We start from the raw sequence: 19951 nt of genomic DNA, 5'->3' as shown, positions 1-19951 counted from the left end.
AGGGGCGCGGGGAACTGCGGGACCAGCCACAGCCGACCCGCAGCCGCACAACGACATGTCGGCCCGAGCCCTTAGGCGCACGCCGAGGCAACAACCGGCTCCAGCGAACGCACGGGCCGCACACACCCGACCTCAAGGCCGCCTCCAAGAAGCGCCTCACCCTGGAACTCCGTGAGCAGATCCGACGAAACCCCGGCCCACGCCAACGCCGCCGCGGCAACCGGCACCCGCGCCCGATTCGCCCCGTCGGAGATCTTCACGGCAACCGCGCGCCCATCCGGAAGCGCGGCGACCTGAACGCCCTCGAACCCGTCCTTCGCGAGCAGCCCGGGCACGGCCTTCATCAGCGCGGCCACGTCCCGTCCCGCCCCCGACGCCATCTCGGCATGCTCCCGCATCGCGTCGGCGACCCGGGCCTCAGGGGTACCGGGAGCCGCCGTGGTGATCCGTGCGGCGGCCCGGGCGAGGCCGTGCAGCGAGACGGAGAACAAAGGCGCCCCGCACCCGTCGACGGTCACTCGCGCGATCCGCTGCCCGGTCAGGTCCTCGACGATCTCGGCGATCGCCTGCTGGAGCGGATGCGAGGGGTCGAGGTACCCCTCGAGAGGCCAGTCGTTGAGCACGCACGTGTACAGCATCGCCGCGTGCTTGCCGGAGCAGTTCTGCGCGAGCCGCGAGGGCGCTCGGCCCTCCCGGATCCACGCGTCCCGAACGGCCGGGTCGAACGGCATGTCCTGGACGTTGCGCAGGGCGTCCTCGGACACACCCGCGAGCTCCAGGATCCGCCGGGCCCCGGCGAGGTGGCGTTCCTCGCCGGAGTGGCTGGCCGCGGTGAGCGAGAGGAGCTCGCCGTCGAGCGGCAGCCCGGCCCGGACCATGGCGACGGCCTGGACCGGCTTGAGCGCCGACCGCGGATAGAACGCGGCCTCGATGTCGCCGAGTTGGAGACGGACGTCCCCGTCGCCGTCGAGGACGACGACGGAACCGTAGTGGGTGCCCTCGATCAGCCCACCGCGGATGAGGTGGGCGACGGGAGCGTGGAGGGGTTCACGGACCAGGGGTGCGGCCGCGACGGGACTGCTGTGCATCACTTCCTGCTTCTCCGGGAACGTCACGCGGGTCACGCGTGCGTGCCGGTCGATTCGGGCTCGGTGTGCGCGCGAGCGATCACGCGCCGGTGGACTCACTCTCGGTGGAGGTACGGGAGACCCTGCCCCGGACGGCGAACCAGCCGGCGACCAGGGCCGCGACGATCAGCGGGAGGCACAGCACGGTGGTGCGGCCGGCGCCGCCGTCGGCGTACATGAGGACCAGGACGGAGGCGAGGAAGGCCAGCGTCACGAGTTCGGTCCAGGGGGATCCCGGCAGTCGGTAGCCGGGGCGGGTGAGGTCGCCCTTCTCGGTCTTCTGCCAGAAGAGCAGGTGACAGACCATGATCATGCCCCAGGTGGCGAGGATGCCGATGGCGGCGAAGTTCAGCACGATCTCGAACGCGTCGGCGGGGACCACGTAGTTGAGGCCGACGCCGAGGACGCAGATGCCGCTGGTGAGCAGGATGCCGCCGTAGGGGACCTGGCTGCGGCTCATCACGCCGGTGAACTTCGGGGCGGAGCCGGACATCGCCATGGAGCGCAGGATGCGCCCGGTGCTGTACAGGCCGGAGTTGAGCGAGGACATGGCCGCGGTGAGGACGACGAGGTTCATCACTCCGCCGGCCGCCGGGATGCCGATGTTGGACAGGACGGTCACGAAGGGGCTCTCGCCGGCGGTGTACTTGTTCCAGGGCAGCAGCATCGAGAGCAGGAGGACCGAGCCGACGTAGAAGATGCCGACGCGCCACATGATCGAGTTGATCGCCTTGGGCATGATCTTCTCGGGGTTCTCGGTCTCGCCCGCGGCGACGCCGACCAGTTCGACCGAGGCGTAGGCGAAGACGACACCCTGGATGATCAGGAGCATGGGCAGCAGTCCGCTGGGGAAGACGCCGCCGTTGTCGGTGATCAGGGACGGGCCGGGGTGGTGGCCGTCGATCGGGTGCTGGGTGGCCAGCAGGAAGATGCCGATCAGCATGAACGCCACGAGCGCGCCCACCTTGATGATGGCGAACCAGAACTCCAGCTCGCCGAACATCTTCACCGAGATGAGGTTGACGGTGAGGACGACCGCGAGCGCGATGAGGGCGATCACCCACTGCGGGATGTCGGAGAACATGCCCCAGTAGTGGGTGTAGAGGGCGACGGCGGTGATGTCGGCGATGCCGGTGGTGGCCCAGTTCAGGAAGTACATCCAGCCGGCGACGTAGGCGCCCTTCTCGCCGAGGAACTCCCTGGCGTACGACACGAAGGCGCCGGAGGAGGGCCGGTACAGGACGAGTTCGCCGAGGGCGCGCACGACGAGGAAGGCGAAGACGCCGCACACCGCGTAGGCGATGAACAGGGAGGGGCCGGCGTCGGCGAGGCGGCCGCCGGCGCCCAGGAAGAGGCCGGTGCCGATCGCGCCGCCGATGGCGATCATGTTGACGTGTCGTGACTTGAGGGACTTGCTGTAGCCCTCGTCTCCGGCGTCGACATGGCCGGAACGTTTCTGCACGCCGTCGTGCAGGGACTGCTCGCTCACGCCTGGGACTCGCCTTCCGTGGGGGTGTCCGTGCCCGTGTTCGGGGAACGCACGATGTCGGTGAGGGTGGTCTCTACGCGGTCGAGGTGGTGGGACATCGCCTCCACCGCGTCGTGCTCGGAACCGTCGATCAGCGCCTCGACGATCGCGCGGTGCTCGCGGTTGGACTGCTCCCGGCGGCCGCCCAGCTCGTTGAGGAACGCCGACTGACGCGCCAGTGCGTCCCGGATCTCCTCGATGACCCGGCGGAAGACCGGGTTCTGGGCGGCCTCGGCCACGGCGAGGTGGAAGAGGGTGTCCATCGCGACCCACGCCGTGGTGTCGGTCTCCCGTTCCATCCGGTCCAGCAGGTGGGCCAGGTGGTCGAGGTTCTCCGGGGTGCGGCGCCGGGCCGCGTACCCGGCGACCGGGATCTCGACGTGGCGGCGCACCTCCAGGAGGTCGCTGGCCGCGTAGTCGCCGAAGGTGGGGTCCTCCACCGCGTTGGCCACGACGAAGGTGCCCTTGCCGGTCTTGGAGACGGTCAGGCCCATGGTCTGCAGGGCCCTGAGGGCCTCGCGCAGGACGGGCCGGCTGATCTCCAGGGTGCGGCACAGCTCCGCCTCGGAGGGGAGCTTGTCGCCGATGGCGTACTCCCCGCGCTCGATGGCGTCACGCAGATGCGCCAGCACCGCCTCCATGGCGCTGATGCGACGCGGAGGCTGACTGGCTGTCCGGCTGTCTGACAGGTTCACGGGAGAGATACTCCGGGCGGCGAGAGGGTGCTGTCAAGGGGGCGGGGCGCAGGGGGTGCGAGGAGTAGAACCGCCTCGCACCCCCGCGACGGTCAGCTGCTGAGCGTTCCCGTGGTCAGCAGGCCGAAGAGCAGCAGGCCCACGACGAGCCGGTAGACCACGAAGGCGTTGAAGGAGTGCTTGGCCACGAACTTCAGCAGCCAGGCGATGGAGGCGTAGGCCACGACGAAGGAGACGCCCGTGCCGACGGCGAGCGGGGCCGCGCCCACGCCCGCACCGAGGGCGTCCTTGAGCTCGTAGATGCCGGCGCCGGTGAGGGCGGGAATGCCGAGGAAGAACGACAGGCGGGTGGCGGCCACGCGGTCCAGGTCGAGGATCAGCGCCGTGGACATGGTCGCGCCGGAGCGGGAGAAGCCGGGGAAGAGCAGCGCGAGGATCTGCGAGCTGCCGACCAGCATCGCGTCCTTGAACGAGGTGTCGTCCTCACCGCGCTTGTGCCGCCCCATCTGGTCCGCCGCCCACATCACACCGCTGCCGACGATCAGGGAGCCCGCGACCACCCACAGGGACGCGAGCGGTCCCTCGATGAGCGGCTTGGCGGCCAGGCCGACGATGACGATCGGAACGGTCGCGGCGATCACCCACCAGGCGAACTTGTAGTCGTGGTGGTAACGCTCCTCCTTGTTGACCAGCCCTCTCCCCCACGCGGAGACGATCCGCACGATGTCCTTGAAGAAGTACACGAGCACGGCGGCGATCGCGCCGACCTGGATGACGGCCGAGAACCCGACGACGGCGTCGTCGTCGACGGGGATGTTCATCAAGCCCTCGACGATCTTCAGATGGCCGGTGGAGGAGACGGGCAGGAACTCGGTCACCCCCTCGACGGCTCCGAGGACGACGGCCTGACCGACGCTGATGACGCTCATGGGATCCAGTTCTTCTCAGGGGAAGGCAGGTGCGGAGGGCACAGTCTTACTACACGCGGACAAGCGTCGAGGCCTACGCCCACACGGCCTGCGCCAGCGCCACCCCCGCGAAGGCCGCCCCGAGACCGGCCACCACGCTCGCGGCCACGTTGGCCGCGGCGTAGAAGCGTGCCCCGGTCTCGCTGAGCCGGAGCGTCTCGTAGGAGAAGGTCGAGTACGTCGTCAGGGCCCCGCACAGACCGGTGCCCAGGAGGAGTTGGAGGTGGGATCCGGCAGCCCCTTCGGCCACGGCCCCGGTGAGCAGGCCGAGAATCAGACAGCCCGTGACATTGACGGCGAAGGTGCCCCAGGGGAAGAGCGAGTCGTGCCGGGACTGCACCGCGCGGTCGGTGAGATAGCGGAGCGGGGCACCGACCATGGCGCCCGTGACGACCAGCAGCCAGTTCACAACGACTTCTTACCCTTCATGCCCGTTCTGCCCCGGCTTGCGTCCCGGGTCCCGTCGCGGCCGACGTACCGGATGACCTCGCAGTGGTCGAGGGTCACCAGGCCCTCGGTGATGAGTTCGTCGAGCTGTGGCAGGAACTCCCGTACACGGGTCTCGGTGTCGACGATGACGACGGCCACCGGCAGGTCCTCGCTGAGGGACAGCAGCCGGGAGGTGTGGATCAGGGAGGAGGCACCGAAACCCTCGATGCCGCGGAAGACGCTGGCCCCGGCGAGCCCCGCCGCGTGCGCGCGGTGCACGATCTCGGTGTAGAGGGGCTTGTGGTGCCAGGTGTCGTTCTCGCCGATGTAGACGGTCACGCGCAGGGCGCTGCCGGTCAGCCTCGTCATGGCTGCCTCCACTTCAGGACGCGGCGGGTCGCCGTGGACGCGAGCCACACCGCGGTGAGGGCCGCGAGCAGCGTCGCGGCGAGATAGGCCAGGCCCATGGCCGGCCGGCCGTGATCGACGAGCTTCTGGATGTCGACGGCGTAGGTCGAGAAGGTCGTGAAGCCGCCGAGGACGCCGGTGCCGAAGAAGGGACGGACCAGGCGGTGGGCGGCCCACACGTCGGTGATGACGACCATGAACACGCCGATGACGGCACAGCCGACGACATTGGTCCAGAAGGTCGCCCAGGGGAATCCTCCGGGCGGGGTGGGCCAGTGGAGGGAGAGGGCGTACCGGGCGGCGGCCCCGAGGGCGCCGCCGAGGGCGACCACGGCGACGACCGGCGCCTGACCGTGCCAGAGCGACGGGCGCCCGGATCTGGCGGGGGCACGGAGGCTCTCCGGGGCTGTCATGGTCGTATCTCTCCTACTCGCCGGGGCCCGGGCACGGGCGCGCTCCATCGCAAGTAGGGACCGTTGGCGGCGCCTTCGCCGCGGTTCGGGTACGGCGGGCCCCACCGCCGCGCCGCGAGGGTGATCGCGACCGAGGACCAGGGTAACGCCGGGGCACCACCGGGGTCACTTCGCGGCGGGCGGCTCGCACAGCGCGATCCCGCGCTCCCAGAGGCTGCCGAGGACCAGGTGGCCGGAGGCCTCGCAGACGCTGGTGACCATGCGGAAGCGGGAACGGTTGCGGGCGAGGTGGTGGACGACCTCGCCCGTGTCGTCGACCGCGAGGACGCCGATGCCGCCCGTGGGACGGTAGGGGGCGCGTACGGCGATGCGGGCGGCGGCTCGCCGGACCGGTGGGGCGGCACGGTGCAGCAGGTCGAGCGGGGGCACACGGGGACCGGCGAGCGAGACCCAGATCGGGCCGTCGGGTCCGCCGCGCCAGATGTTGTCGGGCATGCCGGGCAGGTTCTCGGCCAGGGGTTCGGCGCGTCCGGCCCGTGGTCCGTCGAGCCAGTAGCGGGCGAGCCGGCGGGCCCCGGTCTCGGCGACGACCAGGAAGGACTCGTCACCGCTCGCGGCGAGGCCGTTGGCGAACTGCAGTCCCTCCAGCAGGACCTCGGGAGTGTCGTCACCGGGCGCCAGGCGCAGGAGGCGGCCGGTGCCGGTGTGTTCGACGATGTCGCCGATCCACTGGTCCAGGGGGTAACGACGGCTGGAGACGGTGAAGTACACGCTGCCGTCGGACAGCGCGACCACGTTGCTGGCGAACCGCAGCCGCTCCCCCGCCACCTCATCGGCGATGACGCGTACAGTGCCGTCGGCGAGGTCGACGCCCAGTAGTCCGCGTTCGGCGTCGCACACCAACAGGGCGCCGTCCGGGAGGAGTTCGAGGCCGAGCGGCCTGCCGCCGGTCTCGGCGAGCACCTCGACGCGGGCGGCGAGCGGTTCCGTCAGTCCGTCGATGCGCAGGATGCGGCCGTCCGCCACTCCGGTGAGGACCCGGCCGCGGGCGTCGGCGACGACGTCCTCGGGGCCGTGGCCGCCGATCGCGATGTAGTGGCGGGGAGTCAGTGCGGTGGAACGGTCCATCAGGTGCCTGCCCTTCCGGTGCGGGTCGCTACCAGCCCTTCTCGAACATGCGCGCCACCTCGGCGATGCGCATCTCGTCGCGACGGTAGTACGTGCGCCACCGGATTCTCCTGGTGCGCAGCAGGCCGATGTCGACGAGCAGGCCGAGGTGGGTCTCCGCGACGGAGCGGGACACGCCGAGCTTGCGTGCGATGGCGTGGGCGGTGACTCCGTCCCGGGCGGGGTCACCGTGCCGCTGCGGCGGGAAGTGTGCGGCCGGGTCCTTCAGCCACTCCAGGATGTCCAGACGCCACTGGCCGGCCGGGATCCTCAGCATCTCGTCCCCTCCGCCCCTGCTTCTGCATGCGTCCACTGTCCCGCAGCCGAAGCCGCCCTGTCCCGGAGTAGGCGAGCTTGTCCGAGATGGAACTCCTCTGGGAACAAAGGGCTGTTGGCGCGCACGGCGGTCGGGGAGCGAAACACGGCTGCGTCCGGAGGACTCGGGGCTGGTCCGGGTTCGGGGCTCGGTCCGGGACACGGGGCCGGTACGGGCCGCGAGGCCGATCTGCGGGCTTGTGGCCGATCCGGACCGCGAGGCAGAGCCGGAACCCGGGGCCGATCCGCACCGCGGGCAGACCCGGGGTTCGAGGCTCGGTCCCGGACACGGGCCGGTACGGGCCGCGAGGCCGATCTGCGGGCTTGTGGCCGATCCGGACCGCGAGGCAGAGCCGGGACCCGGGGCCGGTCCGCACCGCGGGCAGACCCGGGGTTCGAGGCTCGGTCCGGGACACGGGCCGGTACGGGCCGCGAGGCCGATCTGCGGGCTTGTGGCCGATCCGGACCGCGAGGCAGAGCCGGAACCCGGGGCCGATCCGGGCCATGAGACCGATTCGGACCGCGAGGCACAGCCGGAACCGGAGCCGATGCGGTACCCGTGGCCGATCCGGGCCATGAGGCAGAACCCGGACCCAGTGCCGAGGCGCATCGCGGGCGGATTCGGGCGGTGAGGCCGGTCCCGCAGGCTTGCGCCGCCTGGGGGTTGCCGGCTGTTGGCCGGGGCATGCGCACGCGGACGGTTTGACTCGGTCGTGTGATGGTCGGCTTTCGGGCTTGCGGCGTTCTGGTCCGTTCGGGCTAGGGGGATCGTGCAATCCGGGACGCAGGGTACGGCGCCGGCGTGCGGGCCCCCGCTCCACCGGCGTGATGGTTCGGGGCCTCCCCGTCGCGTCTGACTGCACCCGCCTGGCCCACGGACAGGGTCCGTGTCGCTGACCCGGGGTCGAGTACGCCGGGGACTTGGGCGTACGGCTGAGCGGACTCACTCCTGCTCAGTCCTCAGGAACGGTGAGGCCCCTCCGCCCGCGGCTCGTGGTCTCGCGGGCGGAGGGGAGTCGGTTCAGGCGTCGAGCCGTACGACCCGGACAGCGCCCGCCGGGACGGCGAGGCGGCCCGCGGCACGTTCGCCGGTCAGCAGTTCGGTGCCCGCCGCGTCCAGGGGCACCTTGACCTCCGACGCGGTGTGGTTGATCACGAAGACGTAGGAACCGGTCTCTCCGTTCCGCCGGACCACCTCGACGTCGTGGGGCAGGTCGGCGCGCGAGGGGAGCTGGGCGTCCTCGGCGGCCCAGCCGAGCAGCACGTCGAGGCCCTGGGCGGCCAGGCGCGTGGAGACGTACCAGGCCGTGCCCTCGCCGTGGCGGTGCCGGGTGACTGCGGGGTGACCGGCGGCCAGGCCGTCGGCGTAGGTCCACACCGTCTCGGCGCCGCGCGGCACGACGAACTCGGTCCACACGTCACCGGTGAGCTCGGAGCCGTCGGGTCCGGTGATCCTCACCACCTGGTCCGGCAGGAGCGGCGAGAACTCCTCGACGGTCAGGCCCAGGACGTCCCGCAGCGCGCCCGGATGGGCACCCGCGTGGACGGCGTCGTGCTCGTCGACGATGCCGGAGAAGTACGACACGACGAGGGTGCCGCCGTTCTCGGCGTACGTCTTGAGGTTGTCCCCGGCGGCCTCCGTCATCAGGTACAGGGCGGGTACGACGACAAGGGGATAAGCCGACAAGTCGGCTTCCGGGTGAGCGAAGTCGACCGTGAGGTGACGGTCGTAGAGGGCCTCGTAGAAGGCGTCGGCACGCTCGCGCGCGTCGTGGTCCTCGCTGGGGCGCCAGTCGAGGTTCTGCGCCCACCAGGAGTGCCAGTCCCACAGGACGGCCACGTCCGCCTGGGTGCGCGTGCCGCGGATCGTGCTCAACGAGTCCAGGGAGGCGCCCAGTTCGACGACCTCGCGCCACACGCGGGTGTCGGTGCCTCCGTGCGGGACCATCGCCGAGTGGAACTTCTCGGCGCCGCGCCGCGACTGACGCCATTGGAAGAACATGGCGCCCTCGGAGCCGCGGGCCACGTGCGCCAGGGAGTTGCGGGCCATCTGGCCGGGGGCCTTGGCGGGGTTGCGGGGCTGCCAGTTGACGCCCGAGGTGGAGTGCTCCAGCAGGATCCAGGGGGCGCCGCCCGCGACCGAGCGCGTGAGGTCGGCGGCCATGGCGAGGTTGACGTGGGTGCGGCGGCCGTCGGTGATGAGGTAGTGGTCGTTGGTGACGATGTCGACCTCGCGGCCCCAGGCCCAGTAGTCGACCGAGTCGCACTGGCTGAGCGCGGTCATGAAGTTGGTGGTGACCGGGACGCCCGGGGAGAGCCGGTGCAGGATGTCCCGCTCCGCCACGAAGTTCTCGCGCATGGTGGCGTCGGCGAACCTCTTGTAGTCCAGCGCCTGGCCGGGGTTGCCGACGGTGGCCGCGGAACGCGGCGGGTCGATCTGCTCGACGCTCGTGTAGTGCTGGCCCCAGAAGGCGGTGCCCCAGGCCTCGTTGACGGCGTCGACGCCGCCGTACGTCGCCTGGAGCCAGCGGCGGAAGTGGGCGGCGCAGGAGTCGCAGTAGCAGGCGGAGACGGGGACCCCGTACTCGTTGTGCACGTGCCACATCGCCAGGGCCGGGTGGTCGGCGTAACGCTCGGCGAGCCGCGTGGTGATGTCCGCGGCGGCCGCCCGGTAGGCACTGTTGCTGTGGCAGATGGCGCCGCGCGAGCCGAACGCCAGGCGGGTGCCGTCTGCCGTGACCGGCAGTGCGTCGGGATGGGCGCGGTAGAACCAGGCGGGCGGGACGACCGTGGGCGTGCCGAGGTCGACCCTGACGCCGTTCTCGTGCAGCAGGCCGAGGATCCGGTCCAGCCAGCCGAAGTCGTACACGCCCGGTTCCGGCTCCAGCAGCGCCCAGGAGAAGATCCCTACGCTGACCATGGTGACCCCGGCCTCGCGCATCAGACGGACGTCCTCGTCCCAGACGCTCTCGGGCCACTGCTCCGGGTTGTAGTCCCCGCCGAAGGCGAGCCTGGTGAGGCCCCTGGGGGTGGTCTCCGGCATGGTCTCTCCCGTTTCGAATCGTTGGGAACGTGCACACACGGCTCCAGAAGTGTGCGGCCCAAGATAACCGTACAGAGGTAACCCTTGCCAAGTGCCTTACAGCAGACTTTTCTGTGCACGATCCCAGAACGGTCGCATCCCGCCTGTGCCGTCCCGCCGCTCGAGCACCCTCGTGCCGCCCACAGGGGCTTAGAGTCTTGACCATGAACAATGCGGGGGGCCGGCGCAGACCACCGACGATCCACGACGTGGCCCGCGAGGCCGGGGTCTCGCGGGGCACCGTCTCGCGCGTCCTCAACGGCGGACACTACGTCAGCCCGCCCGCCCTGGAGGCGGTCAACGCCGCCATCCGCAAGACGGGTTACGTCGTCAACCGGCACGCCCGCTCGCTGATCACCGGCCGCTCCGACTCGGTCGGCTTCCTGCTCACGGAGCCCCAGGAGCGCTTCTTCGAGGACCCCAACTTCAACGTGCTGCTGCGCGGCTGCACCCAGGCGCTGGCCGCGCACGACATCCCCCTGCTGCTGATGCTGGCGGGCACCGAGGACGAGCGGCGCCGGATCAAGCGGTTCATCACGGCGGGCCACCTCGACGGCGTGCTGCTGGTCACCAGCCACTCCGCCGACCCGGTGGCCGAGGAACTGCACAAGGCGGGCGTACCCGTCGTGCAGTGCGGCAAGCCGATGAGGTCCGGCTCCAAGGTGAGCTACGTGGCCGCGGACGACCGCGACGGCGCCCGTGACATGGTGCGCCATCTGCTGTCCCTGGGCCGCCGCCGGATCGGCATCGTGACCGGCCCGCTGGACTCGCCGGGCGGTGTCGACCGTCTCGCCGGCTACAAGGAGGTGCTGGCGGAGGCGGGCGTCGGGATCGACGAGCGGCTCGTCGTCTCCGGCGACTACAGCCGGGCCGCCGGGGAGGCGGGCGCCGAACGGCTGCTGGCGCAGGCTCCGGACCTGGACGCCGTGTTCGTCGCCTCCGACCTCATGGCGCTGGGCGCCCTGACGGCACTGCGCCGGGCGGGCCGCCGGATCCCCGAGGACGTGGCCGTCGGCGGCTTCGACGACTCCATCGCGGCGACCGAGGCCACCCCTCCCCTCACCACGATCCGCCAGCCCTACGACCGCATCAGCGCCGAGATGGTGCGGGTGCTGCTGGCCCAGTTGGGTGGAGAGGATCCGGCAGCGGTGATCCTGCCGACAGAGCTGGTCCGGCGCGAGTCGACCTGAGGCGGGGCTTCGGGACGGGCCGGTGGTCGGCGCCACGAATTCGGCAGGGCCGCGGACAGTCGGAGCGGGCGCCGGTAGGTGCGGGCGCCGGTAGCTGCGGGCGCCGGTAGGTGCGGGCGCCGGTAGCTGCGGGCGCCGGTAGCTGCGGGCGGTTCGGGGGGGCGGCCAGGTCGGCCCGCACGTGGACGATCACACGGTCGGGACGGGCGAGACCGGGGCAGCCCCGGCGGACGTGTCAGTTCTGCATGCAGCGGTCCGCAAGAGTCGGCGCGCAAGCGTCCGCGATCACCGAGTCGGCGTGCGGAGCCCGACGCGGCGGCGCCCGGCGAGCCGTACAAGAGAACGCGGCCCCGCGACCGGGCGACCGTGCGCCGGAACGCGCTCACCACAACCTGACCCGGCGCCTTCGTCTCCGGCGGGCAGTGACCGATCAGGATCGGAGAAGCGCGCCTGCCCTCCCCCGGCCTAGCGTGAAACCACCGACACCGACCGTCGGGAACCTCACGAAGGAGCACGCCATGACCGCCGGCCTCAAGACGATCATCTACCCCGTTAAGGACCTGACCGCGGCGAAGGCCCTGTTCAGCGCGCTGCTGGGGGTGGAACCGTATACGGATGAGCCGTACTACGTCGGTTTCAAGGACGCGGGACAGGACGTCGGCCTCGACCCGAACGGGCACGCCCGGGGCATGACCGGCCCCGTGCCGTACTGGCACGTCGACGACATCCGGGCGACGCTCGCGGCGCTGGTGGCGGCCGGTGCCGAGACGCTGCAGGACGTCCAGGACGTCGGCGGCGGCAAGCTGATCGCCTTCGTCAAGGACGCGGACGGCAACCTGGTCGGGATCACTCAGGATCCACAGGCCTGACGCTTTCTTGCGTATGCACTAGTTGCACAGTAAACAAATGGCCGCATCGGTGTTACCGTGCAGGTATGGCGGTGAACACGGTCTCGACCGGCCTCGAGGAGCGGTGGCGGGACATCCTGGCGGTGCACGCGCGCACGATGTGCGAGATCGACCGCGTGCTGCACCCGCACGGGCTGGGAGCGAGCGATTTCGAGGTGCTCGACATCCTCGCCACCGAGTCGCCCCGGGAGGGCGACCAGTGCAGGGTGCAGAACCTCGTCGGGCGGGTGCATCTGAGTCAGAGCGCGTTGTCCCGGCTGATCGGCCGTCTGGAGAAGGACGGCCTGGTGGAGCGGTCCATGTGCGTGGAGGACCGGCGTGGCGTATGGGTGTCCCTCACCCGCAAGGGCCGTGACCTGCACTCCGAAGTGCTGCCGCTGCAGCGCGGAGTGTTGGCGAAGATGCTCGACGGCTAGGGACGCCTGCGTGGTGATCGAAGACGCGGACCCCGCGCATGCGTGACGGAGAGAGCGTGTCGGAGATCGTCGAGCACGAGGTGACGACTCCCTGGGAAGGCGTCCTGCTGGAGCCGGCCGCGGGCAGCGGCGCCGGGGTCCTGGTCCTGGCGGGATCGAGCGGTCGTGTCGACCGGGGGCGAGCGCGCCTTCTGGCCCAGCAGGGCCTTGTCGCCCTGGCCATCCGCTGGTTCGGCGGGCCCGGCCAGCCGGCCGGGATCTGCGAGGTCCCCCTGGAGACATTCGTCGCGGGAGTGGACCTGCTGCGGTCTCGCGGAGTGGAGCACGTCGGCGTGCTCGGCGTGTCCAAGGGCGCCGAGGCCGCACTGCTCACGGCGGTCCACGAGCCGCTCGTGGACGTGGTCGTCGCCGTGTCTCCGACCGCGCTGGTCTGGTGCAACGTGGGGCCCGGCCTTGACGGCCGTCGGCATCCGTATCGCTCCTCCTGGACCTGGCGTGGGCGGCCGCTGCCTTTCGTGCCCATGGACGACTCCTGGCGACCGGCGGAGCGGGCCGACGGCCCGGTGGCCATCGGCGGGTGGTACGACCTCAGCGAGCAGACCTTCGCCACACACCGGGAGGGCGCCGCGATTCCGGTGGAGCGGGCGCGCGCCGACGTGCTGCTGATCGCCGGTGGTGATGACGCGATGTGGCCCTCCCTGCGGTATGCGGAACAACTGGCCGCCCGACGTCGCGCGGCCGGCGGCTCGATTCGCCTGATCAGCCATGACGACGCAGGACACCGGCCGCGGTTCCCCGGCGAGGGCCCCGCCGAGTCCTCGAAGACATTCCGCTACGGCGGAACACCGCACGCCGACGCCTCACTCGGCGAGACCGCTTGGGCGCCCGTCATCGACGCGCTCGGTGCCACGGGGACCGCTTCCGTCTCCGTAAGTGGCTGACACGCCCTCCACCAACAACTCCCGTACGGCGGCGAAGGCTGCCTCGACGGTTGCCGGGTCCGCGCCCGGGCGGGCGAGCGCGCTCATGGGGATCGGGCTGACCTCGGGCAGCCCCTCGCAGGGAGTCAGCCCGTCGGGGGCGGGGCCGACCGCCGCCAGCAGCGCGACCCCCTGCCCCGTACGGGCGATGTCCAGGACGCCCGCCAGATAGCCTGCGTCTCCGACGACCGTGGCGGGCACGCCCCGCGCGGCCAGGGTCGCGATGGCCCGGCGGCGGATCGCGCACGGGTCCTCGATGGCCACCAGCGGCACCGGAGCGGGCGCCCGCGGCGGCTCCCAGCCGGGCACGGCGTGCCAGGTCAGCGGCAGGCCGCCGACACGAGTGCCCTCGGTCGCGGCGGCCTCGGTGACGTACACCGCGACGTCCACGCTCCCGCGCTCCACGGCCTCGACGAGCCGTGCGGAGCGGTCGATGCGGAAGCGGACCCGGCAGCCGGGCCGTACCGCCTCGACGGCGGCGGTCAGCCGGGGCAGGAACTGGTCGGCGGCGTGCTCGGTGGAACCGATCGTGACGGTGTCGCCGTCGGCACCGAGGAGTGTGCGTACGGCCTCGTCGTGGACGGCGATGATCCGGCGGGCCTGTTCGAGCAGCAGGCGCCCCTCGGCGGTGAAACGGGTACCGCGTCCCTCGCGCTCGACGACGGGCCGCCCCAGGACCTTCTCGAGTTTGCGCACGTGCTGGCTGACGGCGGACTGGCTCAGGGTGAGGGCCAGGGCGGCGCGATGGAAGCCGCCACAGTCGGCGATCGCGGTCAGGCTGCGCAGGGCCACGATGTCCAGGACGGGTTGGGGCATGCCGTGACCCTAACCGCTCGGCGCGATCGATCGCGATCCCTGATCGGTTTCGATGCGGAATCGTCGTTGGACGCGGTGCGTCAGGGCCGGTCATGATGAACGCATGTTGCACGCGACCGCTTCCGCTGCCCTTCTGACGCAGCGCCGAGTCATCGACTTCGGCGTGGCGTGCAGCGCGCGCTGTCGCTGATCCTCCGCAACCCCTCCTCGCGGCCCGAGTCGGCCGCGCTCTCTTCCCGCTGACACGTGACAGCCGTCTCCGGCTGCTCCTTTCCGTACGGATGCCCCCTGCCCTGAAACGGGAGCTGACCCCCTCATGCCCTCATCCTTCTCCTGGCACGAACCCGAAGGTCTCGCCGCGCGCGGCACCGTGATCGTGCTGGCCGGCCGTGGCGAACACGGCGGTGTGTACGAGCGTTTCGGCCGACGGCTCGCCTTCGACGCCTACCGGGTCCGCGCCCTCGGCGACGCGTCCGCCGATCCGGCCGTGCTCGACGAGGCGGCCAAGCTCCTCGCCGACGAGTCGCTGCCCGGCCCGAAGGTGCTGGTCGGCTCCGACACCGGCGCGCTGTACGCCGCCCGGCTGGCCGCCGAGCGCACGCCCGGCGTCGACGCCCTGATCCTCGTCGGTCTGCCCACCTCCCCCTGGACGTCGGGGAGTTGGGAGGCCGAGGTCGAGGCCCGTACCGGCTGCCCCACTCACCAGGGGCGTCTCGCGCATGACCCGCACTTCCGGCGGGGCGCGCTCGACTCGGCCCCGGAACTGCCCGAACTCCACCTCGACCGGGTTCAGGTCCCCGTCCTGGCGCTGCACGGCAAGGACGACATGGTGAGCCCGGTCGAGAAGGCCCTCGCCGCGTACGCGGGTGTCCGGACGGTCCTGTTCAACGGCGGCCGGCACGACGTCCTCAACGACGCCCTGCACCGCACCGCCGCCGCCACGGTCGTCCTCTTCCTGGAGCGGCTGCGCCTGTCCCCCGACCTTCCGCTGATCGCCGAGGAGCGGGCATGACCGTCACGACCACCGTCGCGGAGCTCCGCCGGCAGCTCGCCTCCGCCACTCCCCCGACCCTGCTGGACGTCCGCTGGGCGCTGGGCGATCCGCACGGACGCGAGCACTACGCCGAGGGTCACATCCCGGGCGCGGTCTACGTCGACCTGGACACGGAACTCGCCTCCGCCCCGAGCCCCGATCGCGGCCGGCATCCGCTGCCCGCGATCGGGGACCTTCAGCAGGCGGCACGCGCCTGGGGCGTTCGCGAGGGACAACCGGTCGTCATCTACGACGACTTGGGCAACACGGCCGCCGCTCGGGCCTGGTGGCTCCTGCGAAGCGCGGGGCTCGACCGGGTGACGCTGCTCGACGGGGCACTCGGTGCCTGGCGGGCCGCCGGACTGCCCCTGGAGTCAGGGCTTCCGACGGATCCGTCGCCGGGTGACGTCGTCCTGCGCGCGGACGCGCTCTCCGTTCTCGATGCGGAGGAAGCCGCCGGCCTCCCCCTTTTCGGGCTGCTCCTGGACGCACGGGCGGGCGAGCGGTACAGCGGGGAGGTGGAGCCGGTCGACCCGCGCGCGGGTCACATCCCGGGCGCCGTGTCCGCGCCGACCGGGGAGAACCTCGCCGCGGACGGCACCTTCCGGCCGGCCGAGGAGCTGCGGAAGCGGTTCGAGGAGCTGGGTGCCGGTACGGCGGACCGGATCGGCGTGTACTGCGGCTCGGGCGTCACCGCCGCCCACCAGATCGCCGCGCTGGAGATCGCCGGGTTCGAAGCAACCCTCTTCCCCGGTTCCTGGTCCGCGTGGTCCGCCGACCCGGACCGCCCGGCCACGAAGGGAAACCGGCCATGACGACGCATTCGCCGCCGCTGCCCACCACCTTGGACAAGCCCGCCCGGATCACCATCCGCGGGACCGCGAAGACGGGTGGCCGTGTCACGATCCCCCGTTCCGTGCGGAGGGCCGCCGGCCCCGTCGGTCTCGTCCTGCTCTGGTTCCTCACCTCGGCCACCGGGGTCCTCCCGGAGTCCGTCCTTGCCTCGCCGGTCGACGTGCTGAAACAGGCTGTGGAGCTGACGAGGAACGGCGAACTCCCCAGCGCCATAGCCGCCTCGGGCCGTCGCGCGGCGACCGGCTTCCTCATCGGAGCGACGATCGCGCTGAGCCTGTCCCTGCTCGCCGGGCTGTTCCGGCTCGGCGAGGACGTCATCGACTCCTCGATGGGCATGTTCCGGGCGATCCCGTGGGTGGGTCTGATCCCGCTGTTCATCGTCTGGTTCGGCATCGAGGAGACGCCGAAGATCGCCCTCGTCGCGCTCGGCGTGACATATCCGCTGTACTTCAACATCTACGGCGGCATCCGCTCCACCGACTCCCAACTCGTCGAGGCCGCACGGATGATGGGGCTCGGCAGGCTGGGTCTGATCACCTACGTGATCCTGCCGAGCGCGCTGCCCGGCGCCCTCGTGGGGCTCCGGTACGCGCTGTCCACCGCCTGGCTGGCGCTGGTCTTCGCCGAGCAGATCAACGCGGACGCGGGGCTTGGCTATCTGATGAGCAACGCCCAGCAGTACTTCCGCACGGACGTCATCGTGCTCTGCCTCGTCGTGTACGCGCTGCTGGGGCTCGCCTGTGACTTCGCCGTACGGATCCTTTCGCGCCGCCTGCTGACCTGGCGGGCCAACTTCGAGGGTGAGGCTTAGCCATGGCCGACAGTGTGGAGATACGGGGGCTTTCGCGGGCCTTCGACGGCAACACCGTGCTGCACGAACTCGATCTCGACATCCGGGAGGGCGAGTTCGTGGCCCTGCTCGGCCACAGCGGCTGCGGGAAGTCGACGCTGCTCAGGATCCTCGCCGGGCTCGACGAGGAGATCGGCGGCGAGGTCACCGTGCCCGCCCGCCGCAGTGCCGCCTTCCAGTCGCCGAGGCTGCTGCCGTGGCTGAAGGTGTGGCGCAACGTCGTCCTCGGGCTTCCCGGGCGTCCGAACCGTGCCCTGGCCGAGCGGGCCCTCGCCGAGGTCGGCATCGCCGACCGGGCCTCCGTGTGGCCCAAGACGCTCTCCGGGGGCCAGGCCCAGCGCGTCTCCCTGGCCCGCGCCCTGGTCCGCGAGCCCGAACTGCTGCTCCTGGACGAGCCGTTCGGCGCCCTCGACGCCCTCACCCGGGGCCGGGTGCAGCAGCTGGTGGCCGAGCTGTGGCAACGGCACGGCTGCGCGATTCTCCTGGTCACCCATGACGTGGAGGAGGCGCTGCTGCTCGCCGACCGGGTCCTGGTGATGGACGAGGGCCGCATCGCGCACGAACTCACCGTCGACCTGCCCCGCCCCCGCGACCTGACCGCCCCCGAGTTCGTCTCCCTGCGCGCCCGCCTCCTGAACTGGCTCGGCGTGACCCGTACGCTGGAAGGAACCCCGTCGTGATCCGCAGAATCGCAGCCGCCGCCCTGAGCTTGTCCGCCCTGCTGGCGCTGACCGGCTGCGGCGCGGACTCCTCGGCGGACGCCTCGTCGAAGGACGGCACCCTCGTCATCGGCGACCAGGCCAAGACCCTCCAGACCATCGTCGCCGCCTCCGACGCCCTCAAGGGCGCCAAGTACAAGGTGAAGTGGGCCGAGTTCGAGGGCGCGGCCCCGCTCTACCAGGCCGTGCAGGCGGGCGCCGCCGACACGACGTACTCCGCGGATCTCCCGGCCCTCCAGGCGCTCAGCGGTGGGGTGAAGTTCAAGAACGTGGCCGCTCTGAAGAACGACGGCCGGCATGTCGGCATCGTCGTGGGCAAGGACTCCGGCATCGACAGCGTCAAGGACCTCAAGGGCCAAAAGGTCGTGGTGTCCTCGGCGAAGGGCAGCATCGCCGAGTACCTGCTGGCCAATGCGCTCCAGCAGAACGGGCTCCGCTACTCGGACGTGAAGGTGCAGTACCTGCTGCCGACCGACGCGCAGGCCGCCTTCGCCTCCGGGAAGATCAAGGCCTGGGCGACCTTCGGCGTCTACCAGGCAGTCGGCCTGGAGCAGGGCGGCAAGCTGCTCGTGGACGGCGCCGACGGCCGGGTGAGCGGTTACGGCTTCATCGGCGCCTCCGACCAGGCCCTCGCCGACCCTGCGAAGAAGGCCGCGCTCGCCGACTTCCTCAGGCGGCTCGGTACCGCCCTGGAATGGACCAGCACCCACCAGGACGCCTACGCCAAGGCCATCGAGACCCGCAACGGCGCCGACGCCTCCGTGGCGACGACGCTGGCCTCGGCGGCGTACAGCAAGGTCCTGCCGATCACCGACGACGTGAACAGGACCGTTCAGGACGTGGCCGACCTCATGAACGGGATCGGGGTCCTGGAGCCGAACGTCGACGTGGCGAAGTCGGCCGACACGTCCCTTCTCCACTAGGTCTCAACCAGGAGCCCTCATGCCTGTCGAGTTCATCAGTGCCGTCCACACCGACTCCGGAGCCTCAGGGCCCGCCGCCGCGAGCCGCACCGGCTTCGACCGCGACCATCTGCGCAGGTACGCCCGTGCCCTGGACGACGGCGGCTTCGACCACACCCTGGTCGCCTATCACTCGGCGTCGCCGGACGCCTTCCAGGTCGCCCAGTTCGTCGCGACCCACACCGAACGCATCCGCCCGATCCTGGCCCACCGGCCGGGCGTCGTCTTCCCCACGCACGCGTCCCGTGCCCTCGCCACGCTGGACCGGATCAGCGACGGGCGGCTGAGCGTCCACATCATCTCCGGGGGCAGCGACGAGGAACAGCGCAGGGAGGGCGACTATCTCAACAAGGCCGAGCGGTACGAGCGTTCGGACGAGTACATCCAGATCCTGAGGAAGGTGTGGCAGTCCGACGGGCCGGTCTCGCACGAGGGCAAACACTTCCGGTTCGAGGGCTATTACTCGGACGTGAAGCCGGTGAACGGGCTGATCCCCATCTCGGTCGGCGGCTCCTCGCCGGACGCGTACCGGGTCGGCGGACAGCAGGGCGACATCTTCGGCCTGTGGGGCGAGCCGCTGAAGGAAACCGGCGAACAGATCGCCGCCGTGAACGCGGTCGCCGAGGCCGCAGGTCGCCCCCACCCCCGTATCTGGGTGTCGTTCCGCCCGATCATCGCGCCCACCGACGAACTGGCCTGGGAGAAGGCGCACCGCACGCTCGGCGTCCTCAAGGACCAGGCGCGCAACACCGAGTTGCTGCGGCACTACCGCACCACCGGGCGCCCGGCGAACGTCGGCTCGCAGCGCCTCCTCGACATCGCCGAGCGGGGCGAGGTCCACGACCGCTGCCTGTGGACCGCTCCGGCGGTCGCCACCAACGCGGCCGGCGCGTCCACCGCCCTGGTCGGCTCTCCGGAGACCGTGGCGCAGGCCCTGCTCGACTACGTCGACATCGGCTGCGATCTGCTGTCGATCCGCGGCTACGACCCGCTCAACGACGCCATCGACTACGCCCGTCACGTCCTGCCGCTCGTGCGGCAGGAACTCGCCCACCGCGCCGCCACCGGCCAAGCCGCCTGATGGAGACCC

General features: G+C 71.2%; 21 protein-coding genes. 10 read left to right on the top strand and 11 right to left on the bottom strand.

All coding sequences use genetic code 11. The features are described from left to right. Positions 1-71: 71 nt before the first annotated feature. The 10 genes from AQJ46_RS31145 to AQJ46_RS31100 form a co-directional block, all read right to left on the bottom strand. Complete coding sequence (locus AQJ46_RS31145) at positions 72-1088, bottom strand: asparaginase (protein WP_059208949.1); 1017 nt, start codon at positions 1086-1088, stop codon at positions 72-74. A 79-nt stretch (positions 1089-1167) separates the two neighbouring features. Next, a complete protein-coding gene (locus AQJ46_RS31140; protein WP_059208722.1) occupies positions 1168-2616 on the bottom strand; it encodes an amino acid permease in 1449 nt (482 codons plus the stop codon). Further along, a complete protein-coding gene (locus tag AQJ46_RS31135) occupies positions 2613-3350 on the bottom strand; it encodes a FadR/GntR family transcriptional regulator (RefSeq protein WP_079072497.1) in 738 nt (245 codons plus the stop codon). Before AQJ46_RS31135 ends, AQJ46_RS31140 begins: the two co-directional genes overlap by 4 nt. A 92-nt stretch (positions 3351-3442) precedes the next feature. Further along, the gene (locus AQJ46_RS31130) at positions 3443-4279 is read right to left on the bottom strand and encodes an undecaprenyl-diphosphate phosphatase (RefSeq protein ID WP_059208720.1); all 837 of its coding nucleotides are present in this window, start codon (positions 4277-4279) and stop codon (positions 3443-3445) included. Positions 4280-4352: 73 nt separating this feature from the next. Continuing rightward, a complete protein-coding gene (gene crcB, locus AQJ46_RS31125; protein WP_059208719.1) occupies positions 4353-4727 on the bottom strand; it encodes a fluoride efflux transporter CrcB in 375 nt (124 codons plus the stop codon). Continuing rightward, positions 4724-5116: a DUF190 domain-containing protein gene (locus tag AQJ46_RS31120; RefSeq protein WP_059208718.1), complete on the bottom strand. Its 393-nt coding sequence runs from the start codon at positions 5114-5116 to the stop codon at positions 4724-4726. Before AQJ46_RS31120 ends, crcB (AQJ46_RS31125) begins: the two co-directional genes overlap by 4 nt. Continuing rightward, positions 5113-5568, bottom strand: coding sequence for a fluoride efflux transporter CrcB (crcB, locus tag AQJ46_RS31115; protein WP_059208717.1), 456 nt, complete (start codon positions 5566-5568; stop codon positions 5113-5115). The genes AQJ46_RS31120 and crcB (AQJ46_RS31115) overlap by 4 nt, the downstream gene beginning before the upstream one ends. A 165-nt stretch (positions 5569-5733) precedes the next feature. Next, on the bottom strand, positions 5734-6696 hold the full coding sequence (locus AQJ46_RS31110; RefSeq protein ID WP_059208716.1) for an SMP-30/gluconolactonase/LRE family protein: 963 nt from the start codon (positions 6694-6696) through the stop codon (positions 5734-5736). Positions 6697-6724: 28 nt separating this feature from the next. Continuing rightward, positions 6725-7012 (bottom strand): ArsR/SmtB family transcription factor, encoded by a 288-nt coding sequence (locus AQJ46_RS31105; protein ID WP_057617716.1) that lies wholly within the window; start codon positions 7010-7012, stop codon positions 6725-6727. 1059 nt (positions 7013-8071) lie between these two features. Next, positions 8072-10093 (bottom strand): beta-galactosidase, encoded by a 2022-nt coding sequence (locus tag AQJ46_RS31100; RefSeq protein ID WP_059208715.1) that lies wholly within the window; start codon positions 10091-10093, stop codon positions 8072-8074. A 197-nt stretch (positions 10094-10290) separates the two neighbouring features. Between AQJ46_RS31100 and AQJ46_RS31095 the strand changes: the two genes are divergently transcribed. The 4 genes from AQJ46_RS31095 (at position 10291) to AQJ46_RS31080 (ending at position 13587) form a co-directional block, all read left to right on the top strand. Further along, positions 10291-11322: a LacI family DNA-binding transcriptional regulator gene (locus tag AQJ46_RS31095; protein ID WP_057617718.1), complete on the top strand. Its 1032-nt coding sequence runs from the start codon at positions 10291-10293 to the stop codon at positions 11320-11322. Between the two features lie 518 nt (positions 11323-11840). Then, positions 11841-12191 carry a VOC family protein gene (locus AQJ46_RS31090; RefSeq protein ID WP_059208714.1) on the top strand — a complete coding sequence of 117 codons (351 nt, stop codon included), beginning with the start codon at positions 11841-11843 and terminating at the stop codon, positions 12189-12191. 65 nt (positions 12192-12256) lie between these two features. Further along, the gene (locus AQJ46_RS31085) at positions 12257-12646 is read left to right on the top strand and encodes a MarR family winged helix-turn-helix transcriptional regulator (RefSeq protein WP_057617721.1); all 390 of its coding nucleotides are present in this window, start codon (positions 12257-12259) and stop codon (positions 12644-12646) included. Between the two features lie 38 nt (positions 12647-12684). Beyond that, the gene (locus AQJ46_RS31080) at positions 12685-13587 is read left to right on the top strand and encodes an acyl-CoA thioester hydrolase/BAAT C-terminal domain-containing protein (RefSeq protein WP_059208713.1); all 903 of its coding nucleotides are present in this window, start codon (positions 12685-12687) and stop codon (positions 13585-13587) included. Here AQJ46_RS31080 and AQJ46_RS31075 read toward each other — a convergent pair. Further along, positions 13507-14442 (bottom strand): LysR family transcriptional regulator, encoded by a 936-nt coding sequence (locus AQJ46_RS31075; protein ID WP_079072495.1) that lies wholly within the window; start codon positions 14440-14442, stop codon positions 13507-13509. The genes AQJ46_RS31080 and AQJ46_RS31075 overlap by 81 nt on opposite strands. A 316-nt stretch (positions 14443-14758) precedes the next feature. Between AQJ46_RS31075 and AQJ46_RS31070 the strand changes: the two genes are divergently transcribed. From AQJ46_RS31070 to AQJ46_RS31045, 6 genes are read left to right on the top strand one after another with little or no spacing between them, the layout of a single operon-like run. After that, positions 14759-15454, top strand: coding sequence for an alpha/beta hydrolase (locus AQJ46_RS31070; protein ID WP_059208712.1), 696 nt, complete (start codon positions 14759-14761; stop codon positions 15452-15454). Continuing rightward, complete coding sequence (locus AQJ46_RS31065) at positions 15451-16290, top strand: sulfurtransferase (protein ID WP_059208711.1); 840 nt, start codon at positions 15451-15453, stop codon at positions 16288-16290. The genes AQJ46_RS31070 and AQJ46_RS31065 overlap by 4 nt, the downstream gene beginning before the upstream one ends. Continuing rightward, the gene (locus tag AQJ46_RS31060) at positions 16287-17141 is read left to right on the top strand and encodes an ABC transporter permease (protein WP_059208710.1); all 855 of its coding nucleotides are present in this window, start codon (positions 16287-16289) and stop codon (positions 17139-17141) included. The genes AQJ46_RS31065 and AQJ46_RS31060 overlap by 4 nt, the downstream gene beginning before the upstream one ends. Positions 17142-17143: 2 nt before the next feature. Next, entirely contained in the window at positions 17144-17860 is a 717-nt protein-coding gene (locus AQJ46_RS31055; RefSeq protein WP_059208709.1) for an ABC transporter ATP-binding protein, read from the top strand. Then, positions 17857-18822 carry an ABC transporter substrate-binding protein gene (locus AQJ46_RS31050; protein WP_059208708.1) on the top strand — a complete coding sequence of 322 codons (966 nt, stop codon included), beginning with the start codon at positions 17857-17859 and terminating at the stop codon, positions 18820-18822. Before AQJ46_RS31055 ends, AQJ46_RS31050 begins: the two co-directional genes overlap by 4 nt. A 19-nt stretch (positions 18823-18841) precedes the next feature. Beyond that, the gene (locus AQJ46_RS31045) at positions 18842-19942 is read left to right on the top strand and encodes an LLM class flavin-dependent oxidoreductase (protein ID WP_059208707.1); all 1101 of its coding nucleotides are present in this window, start codon (positions 18842-18844) and stop codon (positions 19940-19942) included. Positions 19943-19951: the final 9 nt, after the last annotated feature.

The organism is Streptomyces canus, assembly GCF_001514145.1.
Lineage (GTDB): Bacteria > Actinomycetota > Actinomycetes > Streptomycetales > Streptomycetaceae > Streptomyces > Streptomyces canus.
Note: the sequence above shows the minus strand (reverse complement) of the source record. Positions and strands in the feature narration are given on the sequence as shown.

What these genes read in the sequence shown, in the direction of transcription:
- AQJ46_RS31070 (WP_059208712.1), top strand. Translation starts at nt 14,759, where the DNA reads ATGCCCTCATCCTTCTCCTGGCACGAACCCGAAGGTCTCGCCGCGCGC.
- AQJ46_RS31100 (WP_059208715.1), bottom strand. Translation starts at nt 10,093, where the DNA reads ATGCCGGAGACCACCCCCAGGGGCCTCACCAGGCTCGCCTTCGGCGGG.
- AQJ46_RS31120 (WP_059208718.1), bottom strand. Translation starts at nt 5,116, where the DNA reads ATGACGAGGCTGACCGGCAGCGCCCTGCGCGTGACCGTCTACATCGGC.
- AQJ46_RS31080 (WP_059208713.1), top strand. Translation starts at nt 12,685, where the DNA reads ATGCGTGACGGAGAGAGCGTGTCGGAGATCGTCGAGCACGAGGTGACG.
- AQJ46_RS31145 (WP_059208949.1), bottom strand. Translation starts at nt 1,088, where the DNA reads ATGCACAGCAGTCCCGTCGCGGCCGCACCCCTGGTCCGTGAACCCCTC.
- AQJ46_RS31060 (WP_059208710.1), top strand. Translation starts at nt 16,287, where the DNA reads ATGACGACGCATTCGCCGCCGCTGCCCACCACCTTGGACAAGCCCGCC.
- AQJ46_RS31065 (WP_059208711.1), top strand. Translation starts at nt 15,451, where the DNA reads ATGACCGTCACGACCACCGTCGCGGAGCTCCGCCGGCAGCTCGCCTCC.
- AQJ46_RS31075 (WP_079072495.1), bottom strand. Translation starts at nt 14,442, where the DNA reads ATGCCCCAACCCGTCCTGGACATCGTGGCCCTGCGCAGCCTGACCGCG.
- AQJ46_RS31045 (WP_059208707.1), top strand. Translation starts at nt 18,842, where the DNA reads ATGCCTGTCGAGTTCATCAGTGCCGTCCACACCGACTCCGGAGCCTCA.
- AQJ46_RS31105 (WP_057617716.1), bottom strand. Translation starts at nt 7,012, where the DNA reads ATGCTGAGGATCCCGGCCGGCCAGTGGCGTCTGGACATCCTGGAGTGG.
- AQJ46_RS31085 (WP_057617721.1), top strand. Translation starts at nt 12,257, where the DNA reads ATGGCGGTGAACACGGTCTCGACCGGCCTCGAGGAGCGGTGGCGGGAC.
- AQJ46_RS31090 (WP_059208714.1), top strand. Translation starts at nt 11,841, where the DNA reads ATGACCGCCGGCCTCAAGACGATCATCTACCCCGTTAAGGACCTGACC.
- AQJ46_RS31110 (WP_059208716.1), bottom strand. Translation starts at nt 6,696, where the DNA reads ATGGACCGTTCCACCGCACTGACTCCCCGCCACTACATCGCGATCGGC.
- AQJ46_RS31055 (WP_059208709.1), top strand. Translation starts at nt 17,144, where the DNA reads ATGGCCGACAGTGTGGAGATACGGGGGCTTTCGCGGGCCTTCGACGGC.
- AQJ46_RS31130 (WP_059208720.1), bottom strand. Translation starts at nt 4,279, where the DNA reads ATGAGCGTCATCAGCGTCGGTCAGGCCGTCGTCCTCGGAGCCGTCGAG.
- crcB (WP_059208717.1), bottom strand. Translation starts at nt 5,568, where the DNA reads ATGACAGCCCCGGAGAGCCTCCGTGCCCCCGCCAGATCCGGGCGCCCG.